The sequence below is a fragment of the Lactiplantibacillus garii genome, assembly GCF_003885105.1.
Taxonomy (GTDB): Bacteria; Bacillota; Bacilli; order Lactobacillales; family Lactobacillaceae; genus Lactiplantibacillus; species Lactiplantibacillus garii.
The window spans coordinates 52,369-76,039 of sequence record NZ_QWZQ01000001.1 but is presented as its reverse complement, the minus strand read 5'-3'; the positions used below and the strand labels follow the sequence as shown (position 1 = coordinate 76,039).

Genomic DNA, 23,671 nt, shown 5'->3' with positions numbered 1-23,671 from the left:
ATGCTATGATTAAAGCAACTATGTAGGGGAGGTACACTATGTCAATTCTTGTTTTAGGGGGAGCCGGTTACATCGGTTCTCACATGGTCGATCGTTTAGTTGCTAACGATTATTCCGTCGTGGTTGTGGATAATTTGGTAACTGGACACCGGGCAGCCGTTAACGCCGCTGCGAAGTTCTACGAAGGCGACGTCCGGGACGCGACCTTTTTAAACCACGTTTTTGATGAAGAACCGATCGAAGCCGTTGTACACTTTGCAGCGTTCTCCGTCGTTCCCGAATCAATGGCTAAGCCACTGAAGTATTTTGATAACAATACTGGTGGTATGATTACGTTACTTGAAACCATGCGGGCTCACGATGTGAAACGGATCGTCTTCTCATCAACCGCCGCAACGTACGGGACACCGGAACGGATTCCAATTAAGGAAACTGATCCGCAAGAACCAATTAACCCTTACGGCGCAAGTAAGCTGATGATGGAACAAATTATGCACTGGTCCGACGTGGCGTACGGCATCAAGTTCGTTGCTTTACGGTACTTCAACGTTGCCGGTGCTAAGCCGGACGGGAGTATTGGTGAAGACCACGGCCCTGAAACCCACTTAGTGCCAATTATTTTGCAAGTGGCTCAAGGCAAACGGGACGAACTGAAGATCTTCGGTGACGACTACAACACGCCGGATGGGACCAATGTCCGGGATTACGTGCACGTTTTAGACTTAGCCGACGCGCATATCTTAGCGTTGAAGTACTTAGCTGCTGGTAACGACAGTAATGCCTTTAACCTGGGTTCTTCGACCGGTTTCTCTAACAAACAAATGTTAGCGGCCGCCCGTGAAGTCACTGGGCAACCAATTCCTGCCCAAGTCGCACCACGGCGCCCTGGTGATCCGGATTCACTGGTTGCGGCTAGTGATAAGGCCCGTAAAGTCTTAGGCTGGAAGCCAAACTACGATGACGTTAACGAAATTATTAAAACCGCTTGGGCGTGGACGCAGAAACACCCTAACGGTTACGACGATCGTCACTAACCTTGAACAGTCAAAAGAAGCTCCGGGATACACACGCTTACGTGTATCCCGGAGCTTCTTTGCTCGTTGAACTACTGGTTTAATTGTTGGTAATCACTAACAATGGCGAGTAGTCGTTTGATATCGGTGGTGTCAACGTCACCAATGGTACCAATCCGGAAACTAGGAATAGTTGAGACTTTACCAGGATAGATGACAAAGCCCCGTTCCTTAATGAATTGGTAAAAATCAGCGAAATCAAAGTGGTGCGTTGGGTATTTAAACGACGTAATGATGGGGCCCTGAACGGCCGGATCGATTACGAGGTCAAATCCGAGGGCTTGCATACCGTGACTAAGCAGCTCTTGGTTAGCGCTGTAACGCCGGTAGCGTGGTAGTACGCCGCCTTCCGCTTGCAGTTCAACTAAAGCTTGCGCAAAGGCGTGAACGACGTGGGTTGGTGACGTAAAGCGCCACTTACCAGGTTGCTTAGTCATCGCGCGCCACTGCGCGTAAAGGTCTAAGCACAGTGAACGGGCGTTATCGGCCGTTTGGGCGAGGGTCGTTTGCTTCGCAATGATGTAGGCAAAGCCGGGGACGCCTTGGACACACTTGTTAGCACTACTAATGATGTAGTCACAGTCCAGTTCGTCAACGTTGATCGGGACGCCCCCCATGCTGGACATGGCATCGATGATGGTCACAATACCGCGTGCGTGCATCATGGGCATCAGTTGCTCGATAGGATTGAGAATCCCGGTCGTGGTCTCACTATGAATGGTAGCGAAGTGGGTGACCTCGGGATGTTCAGCAAGCGCTGCTTCGACCTGGACCGGATCAACGGCTTCGTCCTCGTTAAAGACCACGTCGACGTGGTGAATCCCATAGTAGTCCGCAATTTCACTGATCCGGCGGCCGTACGCTCCGTTGATGGCAACCATTAAAACGGCGCCTTCACGGGGAATGGCGGTCCCAATCGTAGCTTCAACTCCGTAGCTGCCACTACCTTGCATGAGGACGGTCGTGTAAACGTCGGGATTAGCCTGAGCAAGCGCTAAGATTTGTTGGCGAATGGTTTCCGTAACGTGCCGGTAATCACTATCCCAGGTACAGTAGTCAATTTGCATGGCTTCTTTAACCGTGGGCGTGGTACTTAGTGGGCCGGGTGTTAATAATAAGTAAGGTTGTTTCATTGTTTTTCCTCCGAACTACTGATCCGTAACGGGTTGGTTAATACTGTCAATCAGGGCCGGTAACTCGGCCATTGATTGCAGAATGTAATCCGCGCCAACTTTTTCGTATTCACCAGCGACCTGAGCCCGTAAAGCGGCTTGTTCGGCGGCTGAAAGGGCGTCAAATTCAGCTTGTGAACGGCCCATTAAGTTACTCCCGTCGACGATTCCAACGCTGATGGCGTCCGCGTTTTGACCCTCGAGGATATCGTTGATTGAATCACCGACTTTCATCACGCTGTTAGCGGCGGTGATTTCTAACTTATCACTGGCCAATTCCAGCATGGCGGGCGCCGGTCGACCGATACCGTTGGTTTGCTCTGAGGTGATGTTAACGGTCGGCCGGTAGCCCTGTTTTGCGGCAATCGGTAAAACTAAGGCTAACATTTCGGCATCGTAACCGGTTGTGGTGCCGTACGCGATGTGGTGTTCATTAAGGTAACTGATCACTTGATCCATACCCGGCTTTAACTGGGCAAAGTCCGTTAGGGAAGCCAAGAGAATGGACTTAAAATCGTGGTAAATGCGGTCACAATCATCGTTTGAAGGTAAAACTTGGAAACGGGCTTGCCAATCGTTTTGAACGGCGGGTAAGCTAATGATTTTGTGGATGTGGGTGTATTTGTCAAGCCCCATATCCTGGCGAATTTCAGCTTCGGTAATGGTAATGCCGACGTTTGCGAACGCTTTTTGGAAAGCGACGATGGGGGCCCGGCTACCATAGTCAATGGTCGTACCGGCCCAATCAAAAATAACTGCTTGAATAGTCATGTGAAAACTCCTTTGAATACGATAGATTAGTTATGCTTTAAATAGTGGCCCCGTAGTTTCATGGAAACCAATTCGAGGACGATGGCAACGGCTAAGAGTAAGTAGACAATTAAACCAACTTCGTGGAAGTTAAAGTAGAAACTACCCGCCATGAAGAGGAAGTAGCCAATGTCGTCCGCGCCGGCAGCGGCCCCAACGGCCACCGCGTTGGCAAAGTTGATTTCAAAACGAATGAAGGTCCAACTGAGCAGTGCGGGAACGATTGATGGCAGGATGGCTTGAAAAACAATTGGCCAAAAACCAACGCCGCTAGCTTTTAAAGCTTCAATCGTATCTTGAGAGGTTTCTTCAATACTTTCCGAGTACGCTTTAACGAGGTAGGCCACACTGTGGAAGGTCAAACCAACCACGGCGGCACTGGCCCCCAAACCCATAACGACGGAATAAATCAGAACCCACAGAATGGTCGGAATAGCGCGAATGAAGGCCATAACCGCTTTGATGGTAGTGGCTAACCAGCTAGGTGCTAAGTTGCGGGCGGCGCCCACGGCAATGAAGAAGGCGATGACCGCTCCGAGCAGGGTGGTCAGCATGGCCAAAGAAACGCTCGTAACGAGTGCGCGTAACAATTGCCCAAAGGTATCCTGACCAACTCCGGGATGTAAGAACATGGCGTTCAGGTTGACCCCGAGACTTTTAAAAGCGTCCGCAAACACTAAATTCCCGTTATTTAACGTTGCGAGGGAGTAAATAGTGATGATTGCCAGACCCGCGAGGACCCCGCGTAAAATTTTGCGGGGGCGGGTGACTAAGGAAACGTGCTTAGTCTGGGGTGCGACTGGCTGAATTGTTTTCGGTTTAGGTTGACTATTTTCAATCATGCAATGGCCCTCCGTATTTGAGTGGACGTTAACTCTAATAAAATAACCAAGATGGCAATTAACAAGACGATCAGACCGGCGGCGTCATAGCGGAAGCTCTTGAAATAGTAGTCGAAGAGAAACCCGACACCGGTCCCGGTTAACAGCCCAACAAGGGTGGCGTCCCGTAAATTGTTTTCAATCATATACAGGACCCAACTGGTCAACGTACTGGCAGCTTCGGGCAACACGCCGCAGAAAACGCATTGAAAATAGTTAGCACCGACGGCTTGTAAAGCTTGTAACTTTTCGGCGTCGAGGTCTTCAATGGTTTCCGTGAAAGCCCGGGTGAGGTAGCCTAAGGTCATAAAGAACAAGGCTAAGAACCCGGTGAAGTCACTTTGTTTGAAAGAAAACAGGAGAATCATTGCCCACGCGACCACCGGAATATTCCGGAGTAGTGAGGCCCCAAACCGGATCACAATCCGGAAGACGGGACTAGGGGTCGTCGTCTTAGCACCCAGAATGGCAAAGATGAGGGCAAACAGACTCGCAACGATGGTGGAAGAAATTGAAACGAGCAAGGTCCGCCATAACTGATAAAGAATGGGTCCTAAGTAAGAAATCGAACGTTCCGTGGGAATAAAGTTGTGGAACAACCAAATTAAACCTGCCGGAATTTTAGCAATCGAGGTCCAAGTTTGAAAGTTTACGAGGGCCATCGAAGTGACGTAAATTCCAATCAAAATGATTAAAACGACTGATAAACGTAACCGCCGTTGACGGAAAAATTGTTGGGGTGATTGGAAACTAGTTTTCATTTGCACTCACCACCGTTTTAGCGTCGTCAGTTTGGCGATAAATCTTTTGTAAAACGTCGTCATCAACTGTTTTGGTTGCCCCTTCAAAGACGATGGCGCCACTGTTGATGCCAACAACGTGGTCGGCGTATTCCATCGCAATGTCAACTTGATGAAGGTTGATAAGAATAATCAGTTGTTTGTCTTTCGCGAGTCGGCGTAAAATATCCATGACGATTTTAGTGGACTTAGGGTCTAAGGACGCAATTGGTTCATCACATAAAATCATTTTGGGATGTTGCATCAGGGCACGGGCAATGCCGACCCGTTGCTGTTGACCACCACTAAGTTGATCACACCGTTGGTAGGCGTATTCTTTTAAGCCCACTTCGTCTAGAAGTTCAAGGGCTTCAGTCTTTTCTTCGTTACTGTAAAGACCCAGCATACCCGCTACCGTGGACTTGGCTCCCAACCGCCCGTGCAAGACGTTTTCTAAAGCGGTGAGGGGGCTGATCAAATTATAGTTTTGAAAGATCATCCCAATGTGGTGACGAATTTTGCGTAAGCCGGCTTTATTAGCCTGGCGAATATCCTGTCCATCTAATAAAATTTGCCCACTATCATCGCGAATTAACTGATTAATACTCCGCAGAATCGTTGTTTTCCCAGCACCTGAAGGCCCAATGATGGCCGTCACTTCTCCGGGTTGTGCGGTGAAGTTGACGTTTTTGAGCGAGTGCTTATTTGAACCGTAAGTTTTATCTAGTTGAATGACCTTGAGCATAGCAGTTCCTTTCCTGAATACCTAAATGGAGATCGGTTTAATAACCAACTAACTTATGAGTTGGGGCGTACCATTTATCCGTAACCTTAACTAATTTGGTCTTGTTCGTCTTCTTAGGGAACATCATTGGTGTTTTGGCACCTGGTTTTGAGAAGATTTTTTCGTTATCAGCAAATGATTGTGACGTAAATTCTTTAGCAATCTTTTCTTGATCATCCTTAGTCAAAGCTTTCGTGTTGTAGACCCACGGACCTTGTTGAACAGGCATCATCGCAATGTTAACAACGGATTTGCCCTTTAAGCTGCTAAACGGTGCTTCGGCGTCGTCTTTAACGGTGAAGGTTGACCCAACTTTATCCCAAGAACCCTTAGTTACTTTCAAGTACGGCATCAAATCAGCGTCATCAAAGGCGGCAACGTCGGCGTCACCCTTAATCAAGTTGACGGCTGAACCTTGGTGAGAACCACCGTAAAGGACTTTGCTGAAGAACTGGCCACTTTGAGTTAACTTATCCTTGTCACTATCCTTGACCTTGAATTCACGGGTGATTTCGGCCGTTGGTACTAAGAAACCGGAAGTGGAGCTGTTTGAAACGTAGGACATCTTCTTGCCCTTGATGTTCTTAATGCTGTACTTACCGTTTTCTTCATACTTTTTGGCATCTTTTTGTTGTACCATTAAGTATGAGTTGTAAGTGGCTTTCTTCAAGGTTCCTTCACCATCAGATTGGGCGGCGAATGGCACCACGTCCTTACTTAACTTGTGGGCTTGGATGTAACCGTTGGCCCCCATGTAAGCTAATTGGGCTTTACCAGAAGAAATCGCTTGGATGGCAACGTTGTAGTCGGTCGTAGTTTGTAACTTAACCGTCTTACCAGTTGCTTTTTCGATGGATTTCTTTAAGGCGTCACGGGAACCGGCGAAACTTTTAGCCGATTCGTTCGGGTAGAAAACGACCGTGATGGCTTTGCCCTTGCTGGCGCTGCTGTTGCTGCTTGAACTGGTACTAGTACCACTCGCACAGCCGGCTAGACCGAGACCTAGAACCGATACAAATGAAAGACCTAAGAGAGACTTGCTGAGCTTTGACATAATTTTCAATTACCTCCAAGTAATTTAGTTACTTGTGTAGCATAACAAGGCAATGTAAATGTGCTAAAAAGGATTAGTGAAGTATATGTATAAGTTGTGTAAATGATATTTACGAATTGATTACACGGGTTAAATTGGTAAGGCCGTTCTTGATCAAGTAAAAACGGTTCCGACTTACACCTAACCCGAATTGGTTGGTTCCGGCCGGAAAGCTTTCAAAGTAATCAAATTATGATAAGATATGTGAAGTAATTCAAAATGAGGAGTCTGTAAAAATATGAAGTTGTTGGCTATTGATACTTCCAACCGTCCGCTAAGTGTGGCCGTTTTAGAGGATACTAAGATACTGGCCACGACGACCACCAACGTTGGTCGCAACCACAGTAGTACGTTATTACCCATTATTGAACGGTCGTTAGCCCAAGCCGGGATGCAACCCGCTGATTTGGACCGGGTCGTTGTCGCTGCCGGCCCGGGATCCTACACCGGTCTACGGATCGGTGTGACGACTGCAAAAACGTTGGCCTTCACTTTACATAAGGAATTAGTTGGTTTATCAAGCTTAGAAGCTTTGGCTGGCAACGTTCTAACGGAAGGCCAATTGGTGTCACCGCTATTTGACGCCCGTCGCGACAACGTTTTTACGGGGTTATACCGTATTCAAAATCACCGGCCAGTCAACGTCATTGCCGACCAACACGTTAGTCTTGCGGCGTGGGAACAGCGGCTTGCGGCTTACCGCGAACCGGTCGTTTTCATTGGCAGCGACGTTGCGAAGTATGAAGCACCGCTAAAGGAACAGTTAGGGGACCAGTTTGTTCGGGCCCAGCCCCAACTCGACTTGCCACAAGCCGGCGTCCTGGGGTTACTGGGACAAACGGTCCAACCCGTAGAACACTTGCACGCCTTCGTGCCCAACTACTTACGTTTGACACAGGCCGAACGCGATTGGCAAGCTAAGCACCCAGAAGAGGATCATGCGCCCTATGTTGAAAAGATTTAAGGAATACTTTCAAAAAATTACAACTAATCATAGTCAGCACCGCCAAAAGGTTTTGACGATTGATAACCACATTGTTCAGGTAGCCGGGACCGGATACTACCTTTCACAGGCGCTGATCACGGACGTTCCCGAAATGTTAGCGATTGAACGGGCCGTGTATGCGGGTCAAACGCCGTGGGACGAAAACGCGTTTAAGACTGAACTGCGACGTCAGAGCGGTCGCTTTTACATTGTCATGCGTCACGAAGACCGATTAGTGGCGTTTTGTGGTTGTGCTTTTGATGACCGGCGTTTAGATGCGCACATCACGAACATCGCGGTTCATCCGGACGTTCAGGGTCACGGGCTTGGTCATTTTATGATGAAAACCATGGTGGACCGTGCCGTTGAACTAAACTACAAAACGGTAACGTTGGAAGTTCGGTACAGCAACACGAACGCTCAGCGTCTCTACACTAGTATGGGCTTTGAAAAAACGGGCATTAAAAAGCGCTACTACTTTGGGGATCACGAAGATGCCATCGACATGACCTACCACTTACCGGCCGCAGCTGATGACTGAGGGACAGTTGGTCAGTGGAACTTCCGGGGAGCCCAAGCAGTTAGCGGCGACGTGTTACCAACTCGCCGCGGTGGCTTATCCTAACGGTGCACCGTGGCGGCAGGCGACGTTTCAGGCCGATATCGAAGCACCCCAAACCCGTTATGATTTACTCCTATTAGGTGGGCACCCGGTGGGGTTTGCGAGTTGGACGGTCGTTTTAGACCAAGTCGAACTCACGAACTTGGCAGTTCACCCTGATTTTCGCCGGCAAGGTCTGGCGGAGCAATTACTAAATGCGGGACTCACCCGTTTAAAAATTAGTGATCAAGTCTTTTTAGAAGTTCGACAAAGTAACGTTGCGGCCCAGCGGCTCTATTTGAAAGCGGGATTTGGCCAAATTGCAACGCGCAAACGGTATTACCATGATCCAACTGAAGACGCTTGGATCATGCGTAAAATTATAGATTAAAGGATGGTAACCGGTGGAGAAACAGAATTTGATTTTAGCGTTTGAGTCGAGTTGTGACGAAACGAGTGTCGCCGTAATTCGCGACGGGCACGAAATTTTATCAAACGTTATTGCGACGCAAATTAATAGTCATAAACGGTTCGGCGGGGTGGTCCCGGAAGTTGCCAGTCGCCACCACATTGAACAAATTACAATTTGTATTGAAGAAGCCATGACCGAAGCAAACGTCACCTACGATGATTTAGACGCAGTCGCCGTCACGTACGGTCCCGGATTAGTTGGCGCGTTGTTGGTGGGGGTCAACGCGGCTAAAACCGTGGCGTACGCCCACAACTTGCCGTTAATTCCGGTAAATCACATGGCTGGCCACATTTACGCGGCCCGCTTCGTTAAGCCCTTTGAGTTTCCGCTGATGGCGTTACTGGTTTCCGGTGGGCATACCGAACTGGTCTACATGCAAGCGGACGGTCAGTTTGAAATTATTGGTGAGACCCGTGACGACGCTGCCGGGGAAGCCTACGATAAAATTGGCCGGGTGCTGGGTGTGCCGTATCCAGCCGGTAAAGTGATTGACGAAATGGCGCACCAGGGCCACGACACTTTTAAATTTCCACGGGCAATGATCGATGAAGATAACTATGATTTTAGTTTTAGTGGTTTAAAGAGTGCCTTTATCAATACCGTGCACCATGCGGATCAGATTGGCGAAACTTTGGATAAAAACGACTTGGCAGCTAGTTTTCAGGCCAGTGTCGTTGACGTTTTGACCAGTAAAACACTCCGAGTCTTGAAGCAGTACCCGGTTAAACAACTCGTGTTGGCCGGAGGGGTTGCCGCTAATCACGGCTTGCGTGAACGGCTACAAGCCGTTTTACCACAAGAATTTCCGGATACCGATTTAATTTTGGCACCGCTCAAACTTTGTGGTGACAACGGTGCCATGATTGGTGCAGCCGGCTACGTTCAGTACCAGCACCACCAATTTGGTGATGCCACGTTAAACGCGGATCCGAGTTTGGAATTTGATTGGATGCCGAACATGCCACGCTAAAGGGAGTCCGTTAAAAAAGTTCGCAAGGTAACGCCTTGCGAACTTTTTTAGTAGCGAAAAAAACGGACGTAAGGCGCAACTAACGGGCATAAATAGCGCAACTAACGTTAACTGAGAGCCAGAATACCGACCTATACTATAACCGTTAGCAAGAAATGTAATCGGTTACAAAAAGAGAAGGGTTTAAGAATGGCTTTATTAACAATGAATTATTTTTCCAGCATTTTAGGCCACGATACGGAGGCCCAGGTGATTATTCCCGATGATAAGTCCAAAACGGAGTTCACCACCCCAGCAGCGGTTACCCGCTACCCGGTTTTGTATTTATTACACGGTGTCGGTGACAATGCGAGTGGTTGGACGCGCCTGACGAACGTTGAACGCTATGCCAGTGATTATCACTTTATTGTCGTGATGGCAAACGGGGAACACAGTTTTTACCGGAATGCGGTTTACGGGAAACGCTGGTACGATTATTTTCAGCAAGAATTACCCTATCGAATGGCAAACTGGTTCCCAATTGATCAGCAACGCACCTTTATTGCCGGAATTTCAATGGGGGGTTACGGTGCGTGGTTACTGGGACTGACACAGCCAGCAAAGTACAAGGGCGTTGCGGGAATTTCAAGTGTAGTTTCACTGGAACACTTGAAGGCAGAAGCACCGGCTGACATGCGGTCCATATTTGAGCCAATCTACCAAACGGTATTTGGGACGCCCAACCCGAGTGATGCGCAGTACGGTTTAAAGGCGCTGATTACGCCGGAACTATGTGCACATAAAGCACGGCTACCGCTATTGTTACAGTATGAGGGACAACAGGATTTTATGTATCAGGATAATCAGGACTTTAAGCAGTTACTATTGGCTAATCAGTTACCCGTCCACTATGCAGAATGGCCCGGCATCCATGATTGGGATTTCTGGGACGCCGCGATTAAAAAGACTTTGGCAGCATTTAGTAAAGTGGGGCGAGCAGCATGACGGTCATTAACAAACACCCCTATTTTGAGAAGGGGATTCAGTTTATTGGCGACATTTTTGGACCGGTCGTTAATATTCTATGCGCCGTGGGCTTGTTAAAAGGTGGGTTAACGATTTGCATCACGTTGCACTGGTTAACGGTTCAAAATCCAACTTACCAAGTTTTATGGTTATTATCGAACGTGTTTTTTAACTTTTTACCAATCTTTTTAGCCTTTACGAGTGCGAAAGTGTTGCAGACGAACCGGTTTACGGCAGTTTTACTAGCGGCTTTCTTAGTGCAGCCCCAGTTGGCCGCGATGTTAAAACGGGGAACGACGTTTTTAGGATTAAAATTACCCAATACAAGTTACGACTCAACCGTATTACCCATTATTTTTGCAGTGATTCTACTGCACTTTGTCGAACGGGGGCTTAAAAAGGTTTTGCCGAAATTGATCCAAGCGATGTTTGTCCCATTGATCAGTTTATTAATTGTTTTACCAATAACCCTGTTTATCCTAGGTCCCGTTGGTAATTTAGTCGCTAAGGGCGTTACACTAGGGTACAACAATACGATGGCAGTCAGTCCGGTAATTGCAATGGCACTATTAGCGGGGCTGTTTCCAGTCTTTATTATGTTGGAAATCAGTACGGCGTTGGCACCGGTTGCCATCAATAATATCGCGGTTAAGGGCGATGATACGATCTTGATCTCGCTAGGAGTCAGCTTGTTTGCGTTAGCTGGAATGGCACTGGCCGTGTACGTTCAGGCAAAGGCGGAACCACAGTTACGGGTTGCCGCGCTTTCTGGTGTCGTCACGGCGTTGTTAGGTGTAGGTGAGCCGTCCGTTTTTGGCATTGGTTTGGATCATCGGCGGCAGTTTGTTGGTAGTATGCTGGCAGCGGCCGTGGGCGGCTTAATCGTTGGCGCGTTTCGAACAAAGGTCACGGCGTTTATCATTCCGAGTGTGGTTACGATTCCGGCCTACATTGGTCAGCCCGGGTACTTGGGGCTGATGATTGGAGCACCGGTGGCATTTATGATTAGTTTTGCAGTGAATAGTTGGGCTGGGAGGCCAAAACTCAGTGTCAGTTTCTAATTATGAACGTGTCCGGGTCAACGCCCGGTTTCCGGCCATGTTACTGTTACAAGATTTAACCGGGAAGGCCCGTACGATCCCGTTACATTGGCATCGAAGTTTAGAATTAGATTTAATTACGAGTGGGGACGTCACCGTGACCATTGATAACCAGACGAGCCGCGTTACGGCACCGGGATTAATACTGGTCAATTCGGGGGCCTTACACGAAATGAAGTCACCAAGTGCACACGTTAAGGCCGTTACTTTGTTGATCTCCTATGATTTTATTAAACGTGCTTTGCCTAATTATGATCAGGTAAAGTTTGAATTGCGGGGAAACTCGGCGTTAACACGGCAATTAATCACTCAGATGCGGTTGATTGGACACTGGTATCGGCAACGGACACCGGGGTACCAGTTGCGGATCGGTGCGCAGCTTTACCAAATTTTGTACCTGATAACCACGCGGGCCCGGCTCATCCGGGGCGGTGAAGAGCACATTCATTGTGACTACCGGATCAAGTCGACGCTGACGACCCTGCACGCGGACTACCGTTCCAAACTAACTTTGCGACAATTTGCCCGCCACTACCAGTTATCCCCCACATATTTTAGCCACCTATTTCGACAGGAAGTGGGCTTGGGATTTCGGGACTACTTACTAAACTTAAGGGTCGAGATGGCGGAAAACCAATTAAACACCACTTCGATGAAAATTATTGATATTGCGCTGGATAACGGTTTTAGTAGTGCGCAGCGCTTTATCGCGGCGTTTGAAAAGATTTACGGCCTATCGCCAACGCAATACCGGCGTCAGGGGACTAACCGGAACCAAAAATAAGAGGCTGTGACTTATGTCACAGCCTCTTATTCATCTTCGAATAATTATTGTCGAAACGGGTTTCAAAAGTCAACGGGCTCCGCTTAACCCCGTATGTCAAACAATCCAAGCTCAGGATTATGCGCCATCCGCCGTTAATGCTCACCGGCTAACCGACTTTTGGCACACGCTGTTATTTTTTGTTAGTCAAGATTTTCGAGTTCCTCGGCCTGTTCGGTCCATTCCGTTTCGGCTTGTTCCTGTTCGGCATTGAGTGCGTCTAACTGTTTTTGCAAGTCACCCAGTTTACCAGAGTCGGAAAAGTTTTCGGGCTGGGCCATTTCTTCTTGAATGGCGTTGGCCTGTGATTCCAAGTCGTTCATTTTTTCTTCGAGGGCCGCGACTGAGCGCTCCAGCTTCCGTTTGTCACGTTGCTGTTGCTTGCTGGCCTGGTAGTCCTGCTGACCCTTGGAAAGCGGGGCGGCTGCTGAAACGGGAGTTGCCTCCGGGTTTGCGGCTGCTTCCTGCTCTGCCGCTGAACTGGCCGCCGCGGCAGCTAATTCTTCTTGTTCCTGCTTTTTATCCACGTAGTAGTCGTAATCACCCAGGAACAGTTCGGTCCCCGTGGGTGAAACTTCGACGACGCTGGTTGCGACCTGGTTAATAAAGTAACGGTCGTGGGAAACGAATAACAGGGTCCCGTCAAAATCGTTAAGGGCCACTTCCAAGACTTCCCGACTATCAATGTCCAAGTGGTTGGTCGGTTCATCTAAAATTAAGAAATTGTTGTTTTGCATGGCTAGTTTAGTGAGCAGCAAGCGGGCCCGTTCACCACCGGAGAGGGCGTGAATCGGTTTATCAACGTCTTCACCAGTAAATAGGAAACTGCCGAGGATCGTCCGAATATCTTTTTCGGGAGTCGTCGGGTGTTCGTCCCATAGTTCACTTAAAACGGTCTTGTTATCGTGTAAGTTGCGTTGCTCTTGGTCGTAATAACCAGTTACCACGTTAGTCCCGAAGACGGCCTGCCCTTTAATGAAAGGAATTTGGCCTAAAATACTTTTTAACAGGGTCGATTTACCGATTCCGTTCGGGCCAACGATGGCAATCGCCTCGTGCTTTTTCACGTTGAGGTTGTCCGGTTCGGATAAGACTTTACCTTGATAACCCACGGCGGCGTCCTTGACGGTCAGCACGATGTTACCACTCTGCTTAGCGGCGTGAAAGCCAAAATGGGCAGTCTTGTCATCGCTGTCAGGACGTTCGAGCCGGTCCATCTTAGCGAGCTGTTTGCGCCGGGACTGGGCCCGTTTCGTGGTGGATGCGCGGACGATGTTTTTATTGACAAAGTCTTCAAGCTTACTAATTTCGGCCTGCTGTTTTTCGTAGTGTTTCCACTGGGCCTGAATCCGGGCCGCCTTTTCTTGGACGTACTGGTCGTAGTTACCGGTGTAGTGGACCATTTCGTGGTGGGACAGGTCGTAGACTTCGTTAACGACCCGGTCTAAGAAGTAACGGTCATGGGAAACGATTAACAGCGCACCGGTATAAGACTGGAGGTAACCTTCTAGCCAGGTCAACGTTTCGACGTCCAAGTGGTTGGTCGGTTCGTCCAGGATCAAGAGGTCGCGTTTTTCGAGTAATAGTTTAGCGAGCGCCAACTGGGTTTTTTGCCCACCGGAAAGTTCGGTGACTGATTTATCATACACGTCGGCACCGAATTGGAATCCGTGTAACACCCCCCGAATTTCGGCACGGTAGCCGTACCCATTTTTTTGTTGAAAGGTGGTTTGGACCTGGTCGTAGGTTTTTAAGGTTTGTTGGTAAGCCTGCTCATCCGCGATGACGGCTGGGTCGCTGAGTTGGTTTTCTAAGCGGTGCATCTGATCCTCTAAGGCGTGGACCTCGGCAAATACGCTGCTCATTTCTTCCCAGATCGTATTGTGACTATCGAGACCTTGGTCTTGGGCTAAGTAGCCAATCGTCAAGTCCTTGCGCATGGAGATCTGACCTTCGTCGGGCACGGTTTCGCCCGCAATCATTTTCAGCAGGGTCGATTTCCCCGCCCCGTTACGACCAACTAAGGCAACCCGGGCGTGTTCTTGGATGTCCATTTGTACGTTATCGAACAAGACATCGGCGCCAAAACGCCGCATGACTTGCTGTACTTGTAGTAAAATCACGCTTTTTTAAGCTCCTTTCACATTTGATTCGTCACATAATTGTAGCATATTGTAACGGCGCGCCCTAGTAATACGGAATAATAGGTAATTATTATTTCACAAAGTGACGCATTATGCTAGAATAGTGTCAGCAAATTCACAAACTTTTGGTAAGGAGGGATTGTCCGAATGGCAGAAACAAAAATTCCCCGGGCAACGGCGAAACGGTTACCGATTTATTACCGTTATCTTAATATCCTTTTGGATGCCGATAAAAAGCGGGTTTCATCTACGGAATTATCCGAGGCGGTCAAGGTCGATTCAGCAACGATTCGGCGGGACTTTTCGTATTTTGGGGCTTTAGGTAAACGGGGTTACGGGTACGACGTTGAGAAGTTGTTGGCCTTTTTCAAGAAGATTTTGAATCAGGACACGCTAACTAACGTGGCGTTGATCGGGGTTGGGAACTTAGGTCACGCGTTATTAAACTTTAACTTTCATAAAAATAGTAACGTGCGGATCTCCGCGGCCTTCGACGTTAATGAAGCCATTGCTAACACGGTACAAAGCGGTGTGCCGGTTTACCCAATGACGGAACTCAAAAAACAACTGATCGAACAGCAAATTGAAATCGCCATTTTAACGGTGCCAACGACCGTTGTTCAGGATATTACTGACGAACTGGTCGATGCTAACGTGAAGGGAATTATGAACTTCACACCGTTACGCATCTCAGTACCAGATACGGTGCGGGTTCAAAACGTTGATTTAACCAACGAATTACAGACGCTAATCTACTTTATTGAACACTACGGTGAACAATTAGGTGACCACGGCGATAGTGATGACGAATAGCAAAAACGCTCGGAAATTTATCCGGGCGTTTTTATTTGGCTATTAATTACTTTCCGAGTAAAGTTGGTAAAATAACGGCGGTGTTCATTAGAATGTGGGCAATCATTGACGTTTGGATTCGACCAGTCTGTCGGTATAACCAACAGAATAGCAGGCCAATGAAAGCGTACAGGATAAAATGACCATCCGCGTGGGCGAAGCTGAAGAACACACTGGAGATCAGCGCGGCCCCGATTTGACCAGTTACCGGCGCAAAGTTTCCAAAAATGACTTTCCGAAAGACGATTTCTTCCATGATTGGCGCGCCCACCATGATTGCCGCGAAAAAGAACGGGTACTGCTGCCCGACGGTTAGGAGGGTCGTCGTATTAGTAGACGCCGTCGACTGACCGAGTAATTGAGTGATTTGAAGGATCACGGCCTGACCCGCGATGACCAAAATGGTGCCGGCCAGCCCCCAAATAATGGTGATTAGCCAGTTACGCGGGTGCTGTTCCAGCGGGTTGCGTTCGCGCATCCGGGAGGCGGCCCAGATCAGCAGGACGGCCCCAACTAAGTAGTCGACCGTTTGAATGATGAAAACTTGTGAACCTAACTGGTGAAAAAAAGCGACCAGTAAGCTTGGTAATGCGTAAATAATAAAGTAGAGGATCAAAATGATCAGCGATTGGCGGCGATTAGCCATTAACTCACGTCCTTAATTGGTTGATTTTAGAAGTCGTTCAACTTAAGTATTCCCATTATAGTCGATTTGACATTCTTTGACTAATAATTGACAAATCACTTGCATTCTCAAATCAAAATGATATAGTTGACTTTGTGATTAGCACTTGAGTATTAAGAGTGCTAAAAAAGAAAAATAAATGGAGGGATTCACGTGTTAAAACCATTAGGTGATCGCGTTATCTTGCAACAACAAGAAGAAGAAGAACAAACGATTGGCGGTATCGTTATTGCCAACAACGCTAAGGAAAAGCCCCAAAGCGGTAAAGTTGTTGCCGTTAACGACGGTCGTGTTTTAGATAACGGGACGAAGGTTACCCCAAGCGTGAAAGTCGGCGATCAAGTATTGTTCGACAAGTACGCCGGTACTGAAGTTAAGTACGAAGGAACCAAGTACCTCGTTTTACATGAAAAGGACATTGTCGCAGTCGAAGACTAATCCATTTAAAATTATTTTATTCTAAACAAAAACTATTCATGAGGTGAAATTAAATAATGGCTAAAGAATTAAAGTTCTCTGAAGATGCACGTTCAGCTATGCTTAAAGGTGTCGATAAATTAGCCGACACCGTTAAGTCAACGTTAGGGCCTAAGGGTCGCAACGTCGTATTGGAACAATCATACGGTTCACCAACCATCACCAACGATGGGGTAACGATTGCTAAGGCAATTGATTTGGATGACCACTTTGAAAACATGGGTGCTAAGTTAGTTTCCGAAGTTGCTTCGAAGACTAACGACATCGCTGGTGATGGGACGACTACCGCCACGGTCTTAACGCAATCCATCGTTAACGAAGGAATGAAGAACGTGACCGCCGGTGCTAATCCCGTTGGCATTCGTCGTGGGATCGAAGAAGCGACTAAGACGGCCGTTGATTCCTTGCACGGTATGTCACACGAAGTTAAGTCACAAGACGACATTGCCCAAATTGCTTCAATTTCATCAGCAAGCCAAGAAACTGGTAAGTTGATTGCCGAAGCCATGGAAAAGGTTGGTCACGATGGTGTGATTACCATTGAAGAATCCCGTGGGGTCGATACCAGCTTGGACGTCGTTGAAGGGATGCAATTCGATCGTGGTTACTTATCACAATACATGGTAACCGATAACGATAAGATGGAAGCCGACCTCGACAACCCGTACGTTTTAATTACTGACAAGAAGATCTCAAACATTCAAGACATCTTACCACTGTTACAATCAATCGTTGAACAAGGTAAGCCATTATTGATCATCGCGGATGACATTTCTGGTGAAGCTTTACCAACCTTAGTCTTAAACAAGATGCGTGGGACGTTCAACGTGGTTGCAGTCAAGGCACCCGGTTTTGGTGATCGTCGTAAGGAACAACTTCAAGATATCGCCATTTTAACTGGTGGTACCGTTATTACTGACGACTTGGGTCTTGAATTGAAAGACACGACCATTGACCAATTAGGTCAAGCTAACAAAGTTACGGTTACTAAGGATAACACGACCATCGTTGAAGGTGCCGGCTCAAAGGACGCCATCAAGGAACGGGTTGAATTTATCCGTAACCAAATCAGTGAAACGACTTCTGATTTTGATAAAGAAAAGTTACAAGAACGTTTGGCTAAATTAGCCGGCGGGGTTGCCGTTGTTCGCGTTGGTGCGGCCACGGAAACCGAATTAAAAGAACGTAAATACCGGATCGAAGATGCTTTGAACGCGACCCGCGCGGCCGTTGAAGAAGGCTTCGTTCCCGGTGGTGGTACTGCTTTGATCAACGTTATCAAGGACGTTGATGCGTTGAAGGAAACCGGCGACGTTCAAACTGGGATCAACATCGTTAAACGTGCGTTGGAAGAACCAGTTCGGCAAATCGCTGAAAACGCCGGTCTTGAAGGCTCCGTTATCGTTGAAAAGCTCAAGGAACAAAAGCCAGGTGTTGGCTTTAACGCCGCAACTGACGAATGGGTTGACATGATCAAGGCTGGGATCGTTGATCCTACCAAGGTTACCCGTTCTGCTTTGCAAAACGCCGCTTCCGTTTCAGCCTTACTATTAACGACTGAAGCCGTTGTTGCTGAAAAGCCGGAACCACAAGCACCAGCTGCACCAGCCGCACCAAACCCAGGTATGGGCGGTATGATGTAAACCGTTATTAAGCCGGTTAACACCCACTCGATTGAGTGGGTGTTTTTTTGTGCCAAGCACCCTAGATTAATTTAAAATGAGGTGTTGATTTGCGGGACACTGAGCGTTAGAATCAATCGTTGACGAAAAAATTGGTTGAGAATTTAATTGAATGCCATTTTAACGTGTAGTATTTACTAATTTAAAGTAGTAAAATCTACTTTGACTTAGCTTACTTGGGAATAATTATTTTTGAAATAAAGGAGTTATTATCATGTGGCGTTATTTAAAACGGTTGTTAATCGGGAAACCGTTAAAAACCATGGATGAGGGTGGGCAGGCGCTCACTAAGTTCAAGGCCCTGGCGCTGCTGTCTTCGGATGCGTTGTCATCAGTTGCCTATGGTACTGAACAAATCACGACCGTCTTAATTACACTTTCAGCGGCCGCCTTGATGTATCAACTCTACGCTGCGGCGTTAGTGTTGGTGCTCTTATTTGCCATTACCATGTCGTACCGCCAAATTATCAAGGCGTACCCGTCTGGTGGCGGGGCCTACGTGGTTGCCAGTACGAACTGGGGTCGGCCGGCGGGGTTAGTTGCTGGTGGCTCACTACTCGTTGACTACATGTTGACCGTGGCGGTTTCCGTGACTTCCGGGACCGAAGCGATTACTTCGGCCGTTCCGGCGTTGACTAACTACCAAGTGTTGATTGCCGTACTGATCGTGATTGCCATCATGGCGTTAAATTTACGGGGAATGCGGGAATCCGCTTCATTTTTAACTTTTCCGGTTTATTTCTTCATTATCATGATTATCGGAATGATCCTATGGGGAGTCGTTAACATTGCCAGTGGTAATTTGACGTACCACGCGTCGGCGGCAGTTGGTGCACCGGTGCAGGGGATGACGTTGGTACTGTTTTTACGGGCCTTTTCTTCCGGGTCGTCTTCACTGACCGGGGTTGAAGCCATTAGTAACGCGGTGCCAAACTTTAAACGGCCTAAACGTAAAAACGCCGCTAATACGCTGGCAATTATGTCGATTGTGTTAGCCGCGTTCTTTGCAGGAATCACCTATTTAAGTTATTACTTGGGCATTAAGCCCCAGGCTGACAACACGGTGTTATCACAAATTGCGACCGCCGTCTTTGGCCACGGTTTGTTCTATTACTTGCTGCAACTCGCTACGGCGTTAATCTTAGCGGTGGCAGCCAATACCGGGTTCTCAGCGTTTCCAATCTTGGCGTATAACCTCGCTAAGGATAAGTTTTTACCCCACGCTTACATGGATCGTGGGGACCGGCTGGGCTACTCGAACGGGATCATCTCGCTGGCCGTTGGCGCCATTGCGCTGATCTTTATTTTCCACGGAAAAACGACGCTGTTGATTCCGTTATACGCGGTTGGGGTGTTTGTGCCGTTTACGTTATCCCAGTCCGGGATGATCATTCACTGGTTCCGCGAGCGGGGCGCTTGGTGGTGGATGAAGGCGACCGTTAACTTACTTGGCGCGCTAATTTCACTTGGCCTAGTGGTTTCCTTGTTTGCACTCCACTTTGGCAACGTTTGGCCTTACTTAGTTGTGATGCCGCTTTTGCTTTACATGTTCTACCGTATTCACGTCCACTACATTCGGGTGGCCGCACAGCTGCGGGTGATTGCGAAAGAAAAGGCGGAACTCCACGACTACGATGGTGCGACGGTGATCGTCTTGGTTTCAAACGTGACGCGGGTGACGGCCCAGGCGGTCAACTATGCCCGCTCCATTGGGGACTACGTGATTGCCATGCACGTTTCCTTTGACGAAAATCCCGAAAAAGAGCATAAAACGGCGGCTGAATTTAAATCGACCTTCCCGGACGTGCGTTTCGTGGATATTCATTCATCATACCGGTCAATTGCAACGCCAACCTTGCGTTTTTGTGACGTGATTGCTAAGCGGGCCGCGGAACGTAACTTCTCAACGACCGTGCTAGTTCCACAATTTGTGCCGAAGAAACCTTGGCAGAACATTCTGCATAACCAGACGAGTCTGCGTTTACGGGCGGTATTAAATTCACGGGAAAATATTATCGTTTCAACTTATAATTACCATTTAAAAGAATAGTTAAATTAAGGCGTGTCACCATGGACGGTGGCACGCTTTTTTACAAAAAAGTGTGACTGAAATGTGTTGCCTTTGCTAAGTTTCCTTGAACCGAGTTGTCAATGGGGACTGAGATTTGTATAATTATCGTAATAGATGAGAAGGGAGTTGCGCACAAATGATTAGATTTGAAATCTTAGTTTGCCTCATGGCGACCATGATGTTCTCCGCGATCTTGACCCCGTTTGTGCGGAAACTTGCGTTTAGAATTGGAGCGGTCGATAAGCCCAATCGGCGACGGGTCAATAAAGTGCCCATGCCGACTATGGGGGGGATGGCGATTTTTCTCGCCTATACGCTTGGCACGACCGTGTTGTACCTGATGCACCAGTTCCCAAGTCGACTATTTTTCGCGTTGCTTGGTGGTGAGCTGATTATTTTAAGCACCGGGATCATTGATGATATTTACGAATTAAAACCCCGGCAAAAAATCTTAGGCATTACGCTCGCAGCGCTAGAAGTTTACTTCATCGGTGGGATTCGAATGACCACCTTTACGTTTCCGTTCATTGGCTTAGTTCATTTCCAATGGTTAAGCTTACCCGTTACGTTGATTTGGATCTTAGCAATTACCAACGCGGTCAACTTGATCGACGGGTTAGACGGGCTGGCGACCGGGGTTTCCATCATTGCGCTCAGTACGATGGGGATCATTGGGTTGTTCTTCCTAAATGCCAATACGTTTGTTTCCTTACTAATCTTTACGTTAGTGGCGGCCATGCTCGGCTTTTTACCGTATAACTTTTTTCCCGCCCGCATTTATTTGGGTGATACGGGGTCGCTGTTTATTGGTTTTATGACCGCGGTCTTTTCCCTGTTTGGTCTTAAAAACGTGACGTTGATTTCCGTTGGAATTCCGGTAATGATTTTGGGTGTGCCAATTACCGACACGGTGTACGCCATGATTCGCCGGATCTTAAACAAAAAACCCATTTCACAGGCGGATAAACACCATTTACACCACCGCTTGATGCAGTTAGGGTTGACCCACCGCCAAACGGTCATGGTTATTTACGGCATCGCGTTAATTTTTTCGTTTATTTCGTTACTATACCCAATTTCTTCCATTTGGGGTTCGGTCCTGCTAACCATTGGGTTGCTATTTGGACTAGAACTGTTCGTGGAGGCCATCGGGTTAGCGGGAGACAACCGCCAGCCGTTGTTAGATTGGATCAAACGCACGGTTGCGCGTTTTACCTCCAAAACGAGTCACTAAAATAGTTAAATGAATTGTTACAGGCCCGCTGACCATCAAAGGTTGGCGGGCCCCTTTTTAGTTGGTGAATCGTTCGGTTTAAAAAGTTAGCCTTTACTGAAAATATACAAGGGATTTACATAATCATCATTCTTAATTTACACACGGTCGGTAGTATAAAGAATGTTCCAAAAGCAATCAATGAATGTTTCTGAACAAGTGGTGATCATGCTCGCATCACTAACCAGCACTTCCTACCCAGACCTGCTAACTTGTTTGGACGGCGTTGATTGTTTCATGATGATAGTTAAATGGAGAAGGGGAGTTTCGATTATGAGAAAAGCAGTGACACTTGGGGCGTTGGCCGTAACGATGACCATGTTATTAGCCGGTTGTGGGAACAGTTCCGCAACGAGTACCAAGAATACTAGTAGCAGTAGTAGTGATGCTTCGAAAACGACTAAGATCGTGGCCACCGGTTCAACCGCGTTACAACCATTAGTAGAACAGGCTGGTCAAGCTTATCAAAACGAACACGCCAAGGTAACGATTAACGTTCAAGGTGGTGGTTCTGGTGCTGGACTTAGTCAAGTCGCCAAGGGCTCTGTTAACATTGGTAACTCCGACTTATTTGCTCAGGAGCAAAAGGGCTTGGACGCTAAGGGGCTCGTTGATCATAAGGTGGCCGTTGTCGGGATGGCACCAGTGGTCAATAAGGACGCTGGTGTAACCAATATCTCTAAGGATCAACTCGTTAAAATTTTCCAAGGTAAAATTACGAACTGGAAAGAAGTCGGTGGGAAGAACGAAAAAATCACCGTCGTTAACCGGGCACAAGGTAGTGGGACCCGGGCAACCTTTGAAAAGTGGGGCCTTGGTAACGCTAAGGTTGCAACCAGTCAGGAACAAGATTCTAACGGGACCGTGCAAAAAATTGTTGGCACGACACCCGGCGCCATTAGTTATTTAGCGTTCTCGTACATTAAGAGCAACTTACAAGCACTCTCAATTGATAACGTGAAACCAACTGAAAGTAACGTGGCTAACAACAAGTGGAAGATCTGGGCATACGAACACATGTATACCAAGGGTCAACCAACCGGGGCCGTTAAGGACTTCTTAACTTACATGACTTCTAAGGGCGTTCAAGGAAGTTTAGTCAAGAAATTAGGCTATATTCCATTAACTTCAATGAAAGTTGATCGGGGTCAATCAGGCGCCATTACTAACTTAAAATAACGTGTTAGCTGAAAAAGCGGTCGGAAATTTCCGGCCGCTTTTTGGCGTTTAAGCATTGTGCTGGGGAGTAATGGGAACTTCATTGAACTGTTCCCCCTGATTTTTGAAACTGGCTTGGCCACTTAGTAAGTTTGTCAGAGCGGTTTTAGTACTTGTTAGGCTAGCAGTGTCAACGGCAATCGTCACCGTGACGTTGACACCGTATTCAGTGTTGAGAATAGTTAAGTGTTGTTGGTTCAAGTAGTAAGTCAGCGCGTCAACGTTATGGTAGTCAATGGTGACGGCTAACCGGGTTTGTTTGATCCGTTGCACTTTGCCCACGGTTTCGATGGCCTGCGCCGGTGAGCCGCTGTAAGCCCGAATAAGTCCACCGGCCCCTAACTTGATACCACCAAAGTAGCGTGTTACGACAGCTAGGACGTCGTGGATCTCATTGGTTTTCAAAACTTCAAGGATGGGTGAGCCGGCGGTCCCAACGGGCTCGCCGTCGTCACTCATCCGTTGGACGTGATCGTCGGCACCTAATACGTAGGCAAAGCAGTTGTGATTAGCCTTCGGATTTTCAGCCCGAACTTGGTTGATTTTGGCCTGGGCATCGGCCTCATCGCTGATGCGAAAAAGGTGGGCAATAAACCGGGATTTTTTGATGGTTTGTTCACTGGTCACGTCACGGGGAATCGTGTAATAAGTTTTTGTCAAAATTATCGTTTCCTTTCAAGCCCCAATTATTTTTATACGAACTTAGTGAGTAAGGGGGGTG

23 protein-coding genes are annotated in these 23,671 nt (G+C 47.7%); 14 read left to right on the top strand and 9 right to left on the bottom strand.

The window, feature by feature from the left end:
- Window positions 1-38 precede the first annotated feature (38 nt).
- Window positions 39-1,034: a UDP-glucose 4-epimerase GalE gene (gene galE, locus D1831_RS00345; protein WP_125070566.1), complete on the top strand. Its 996-nt coding sequence runs from the start codon at window positions 39-41 to the stop codon at window positions 1,032-1,034.
- A 71-nt stretch (window positions 1,035-1,105) separates the two neighbouring features.
- Here the strand turns inward: galE and phnW are convergent, their stop codons facing one another.
- Genes phnW through phnD form a run of 6 tightly spaced genes read right to left on the bottom strand, consistent with a single transcriptional unit; the run spans window position 1,106 to window position 6,553 of the window.
- Window positions 1,106-2,206 carry a 2-aminoethylphosphonate--pyruvate transaminase gene (gene phnW, locus D1831_RS00340; RefSeq protein WP_125070564.1) on the bottom strand — a complete coding sequence of 367 codons (1,101 nt, stop codon included), beginning with the start codon at window positions 2,204-2,206 and terminating at the stop codon, window positions 1,106-1,108.
- 15 nt (window positions 2,207-2,221) lie between these two features.
- Window positions 2,222-3,016: a phosphonoacetaldehyde hydrolase gene (gene phnX / locus D1831_RS00335; protein WP_125070562.1), complete on the bottom strand. Its 795-nt coding sequence runs from the start codon at window positions 3,014-3,016 to the stop codon at window positions 2,222-2,224.
- A 26-nt stretch (window positions 3,017-3,042) separates the two neighbouring features.
- Window positions 3,043-3,897, bottom strand: a complete 855-nt coding sequence (locus tag D1831_RS00330; protein ID WP_125070560.1) for a PhnE/PtxC family ABC transporter permease — start codon at window positions 3,895-3,897, stop codon at window positions 3,043-3,045.
- A complete protein-coding gene (gene phnE / locus D1831_RS00325; protein WP_125070558.1) occupies window positions 3,894-4,697 on the bottom strand; it encodes a phosphonate ABC transporter, permease protein PhnE in 804 nt (267 codons plus the stop codon). Before phnE ends, D1831_RS00330 begins: the two co-directional genes overlap by 4 nt.
- The gene (gene phnC, locus D1831_RS00320; RefSeq protein ID WP_125070556.1) at window positions 4,687-5,460 is read right to left on the bottom strand and encodes a phosphonate ABC transporter ATP-binding protein; all 774 of its coding nucleotides are present in this window, start codon (window positions 5,458-5,460) and stop codon (window positions 4,687-4,689) included. The genes phnE and phnC overlap by 11 nt, the downstream gene beginning before the upstream one ends.
- A 37-nt stretch (window positions 5,461-5,497) precedes the next feature.
- Window positions 5,498-6,553, bottom strand: coding sequence for a phosphate/phosphite/phosphonate ABC transporter substrate-binding protein (gene phnD / locus D1831_RS00315; RefSeq protein WP_125070554.1), 1,056 nt, complete (start codon window positions 6,551-6,553; stop codon window positions 5,498-5,500).
- A 277-nt stretch (window positions 6,554-6,830) separates the two neighbouring features.
- Here phnD and tsaB point away from each other — a divergent pair, with 277 nt between their 5' ends.
- The 7 genes from tsaB to D1831_RS00280 all read left to right on the top strand — a co-directional run bounded on the left by tsaB (window position 6,831) and on the right by D1831_RS00280 (window position 12,509).
- Window positions 6,831-7,556 carry a tRNA (adenosine(37)-N6)-threonylcarbamoyltransferase complex dimerization subunit type 1 TsaB gene (tsaB, locus tag D1831_RS00310; RefSeq protein ID WP_125070552.1) on the top strand — a complete coding sequence of 242 codons (726 nt, stop codon included), beginning with the start codon at window positions 6,831-6,833 and terminating at the stop codon, window positions 7,554-7,556.
- Entirely contained in the window at window positions 7,540-8,118 is a 579-nt protein-coding gene (gene rimI / locus D1831_RS00305) for a ribosomal protein S18-alanine N-acetyltransferase (protein WP_125070550.1), read from the top strand. Before tsaB ends, rimI (D1831_RS00305) begins: the two co-directional genes overlap by 17 nt.
- Window positions 8,111-8,569 (top strand): ribosomal protein S18-alanine N-acetyltransferase, encoded by a 459-nt coding sequence (gene rimI, locus D1831_RS00300; protein WP_125070549.1) that lies wholly within the window; start codon window positions 8,111-8,113, stop codon window positions 8,567-8,569. The genes rimI (D1831_RS00305) and rimI (D1831_RS00300) overlap by 8 nt, the downstream gene beginning before the upstream one ends.
- Before the next feature lie 13 nt (window positions 8,570-8,582).
- Window positions 8,583-9,620 carry a tRNA (adenosine(37)-N6)-threonylcarbamoyltransferase complex transferase subunit TsaD gene (tsaD, locus tag D1831_RS00295; RefSeq protein WP_125070547.1) on the top strand — a complete coding sequence of 346 codons (1,038 nt, stop codon included), beginning with the start codon at window positions 8,583-8,585 and terminating at the stop codon, window positions 9,618-9,620.
- Between the two features lie 189 nt (window positions 9,621-9,809).
- Entirely contained in the window at window positions 9,810-10,604 is a 795-nt protein-coding gene (locus D1831_RS00290) for an alpha/beta hydrolase (RefSeq protein WP_125070545.1), read from the top strand.
- Entirely contained in the window at window positions 10,601-11,686 is a 1,086-nt protein-coding gene (locus D1831_RS00285; RefSeq protein WP_125070543.1) for a PTS transporter subunit EIIC, read from the top strand. Before D1831_RS00290 ends, D1831_RS00285 begins: the two co-directional genes overlap by 4 nt.
- On the top strand, window positions 11,673-12,509 hold the full coding sequence (locus D1831_RS00280) for an AraC family transcriptional regulator (RefSeq protein ID WP_125070542.1): 837 nt from the start codon (window positions 11,673-11,675) through the stop codon (window positions 12,507-12,509). Before D1831_RS00285 ends, D1831_RS00280 begins: the two co-directional genes overlap by 14 nt.
- A 182-nt stretch (window positions 12,510-12,691) precedes the next feature.
- Here D1831_RS00280 and D1831_RS00275 read toward each other — a convergent pair whose 3' ends face one another.
- Window positions 12,692-14,671 carry an ABC-F family ATP-binding cassette domain-containing protein gene (locus D1831_RS00275; RefSeq protein ID WP_125070539.1) on the bottom strand — a complete coding sequence of 660 codons (1,980 nt, stop codon included), beginning with the start codon at window positions 14,669-14,671 and terminating at the stop codon, window positions 12,692-12,694.
- 168 nt (window positions 14,672-14,839) lie between these two features.
- Between D1831_RS00275 and D1831_RS00270 the strand changes: the two genes are divergently transcribed.
- Window positions 14,840-15,505 (top strand): redox-sensing transcriptional repressor Rex, encoded by a 666-nt coding sequence (locus D1831_RS00270; protein WP_125070537.1) that lies wholly within the window; start codon window positions 14,840-14,842, stop codon window positions 15,503-15,505.
- A 46-nt stretch (window positions 15,506-15,551) separates the two neighbouring features.
- Here the strand turns inward: D1831_RS00270 and D1831_RS00265 are convergent, their stop codons facing one another.
- Window positions 15,552-16,190, bottom strand: a complete 639-nt coding sequence (locus D1831_RS00265; protein ID WP_125070535.1) for a CPBP family intramembrane glutamic endopeptidase — start codon at window positions 16,188-16,190, stop codon at window positions 15,552-15,554.
- A 192-nt stretch (window positions 16,191-16,382) separates the two neighbouring features.
- Here D1831_RS00265 and groES point away from each other — a divergent pair, with 192 nt between their 5' ends.
- From groES to D1831_RS00240, 5 genes are all read left to right on the top strand, one after another.
- Complete coding sequence (gene groES, locus D1831_RS00260) at window positions 16,383-16,667, top strand: co-chaperone GroES (RefSeq protein ID WP_125070533.1); 285 nt, start codon at window positions 16,383-16,385, stop codon at window positions 16,665-16,667.
- A gap of 56 nt (window positions 16,668-16,723) precedes the next feature.
- Window positions 16,724-18,349, top strand: coding sequence for a chaperonin GroEL (gene groL / locus D1831_RS00255; RefSeq protein ID WP_125070531.1), 1,626 nt, complete (start codon window positions 16,724-16,726; stop codon window positions 18,347-18,349).
- 253 nt (window positions 18,350-18,602) lie between these two features.
- Window positions 18,603-20,438 carry an APC family permease gene (locus tag D1831_RS00250; protein WP_125070529.1) on the top strand — a complete coding sequence of 612 codons (1,836 nt, stop codon included), beginning with the start codon at window positions 18,603-18,605 and terminating at the stop codon, window positions 20,436-20,438.
- Window positions 20,439-20,595: 157 nt separating this feature from the next.
- The gene (locus tag D1831_RS00245) at window positions 20,596-21,693 is read left to right on the top strand and encodes a glycosyltransferase family 4 protein (RefSeq protein WP_125070527.1); all 1,098 of its coding nucleotides are present in this window, start codon (window positions 20,596-20,598) and stop codon (window positions 21,691-21,693) included.
- Between the two features lie 312 nt (window positions 21,694-22,005).
- Window positions 22,006-22,911, top strand: a complete 906-nt coding sequence (locus D1831_RS00240; RefSeq protein ID WP_125070525.1) for a phosphate ABC transporter substrate-binding protein — start codon at window positions 22,006-22,008, stop codon at window positions 22,909-22,911.
- A 48-nt stretch (window positions 22,912-22,959) separates the two neighbouring features.
- Here D1831_RS00240 and D1831_RS00235 read toward each other — a convergent pair whose 3' ends face one another.
- Window positions 22,960-23,610 (bottom strand): YigZ family protein, encoded by a 651-nt coding sequence (locus tag D1831_RS00235; protein WP_125070523.1) that lies wholly within the window; start codon window positions 23,608-23,610, stop codon window positions 22,960-22,962.
- Window positions 23,611-23,671 lie beyond the last annotated feature (61 nt).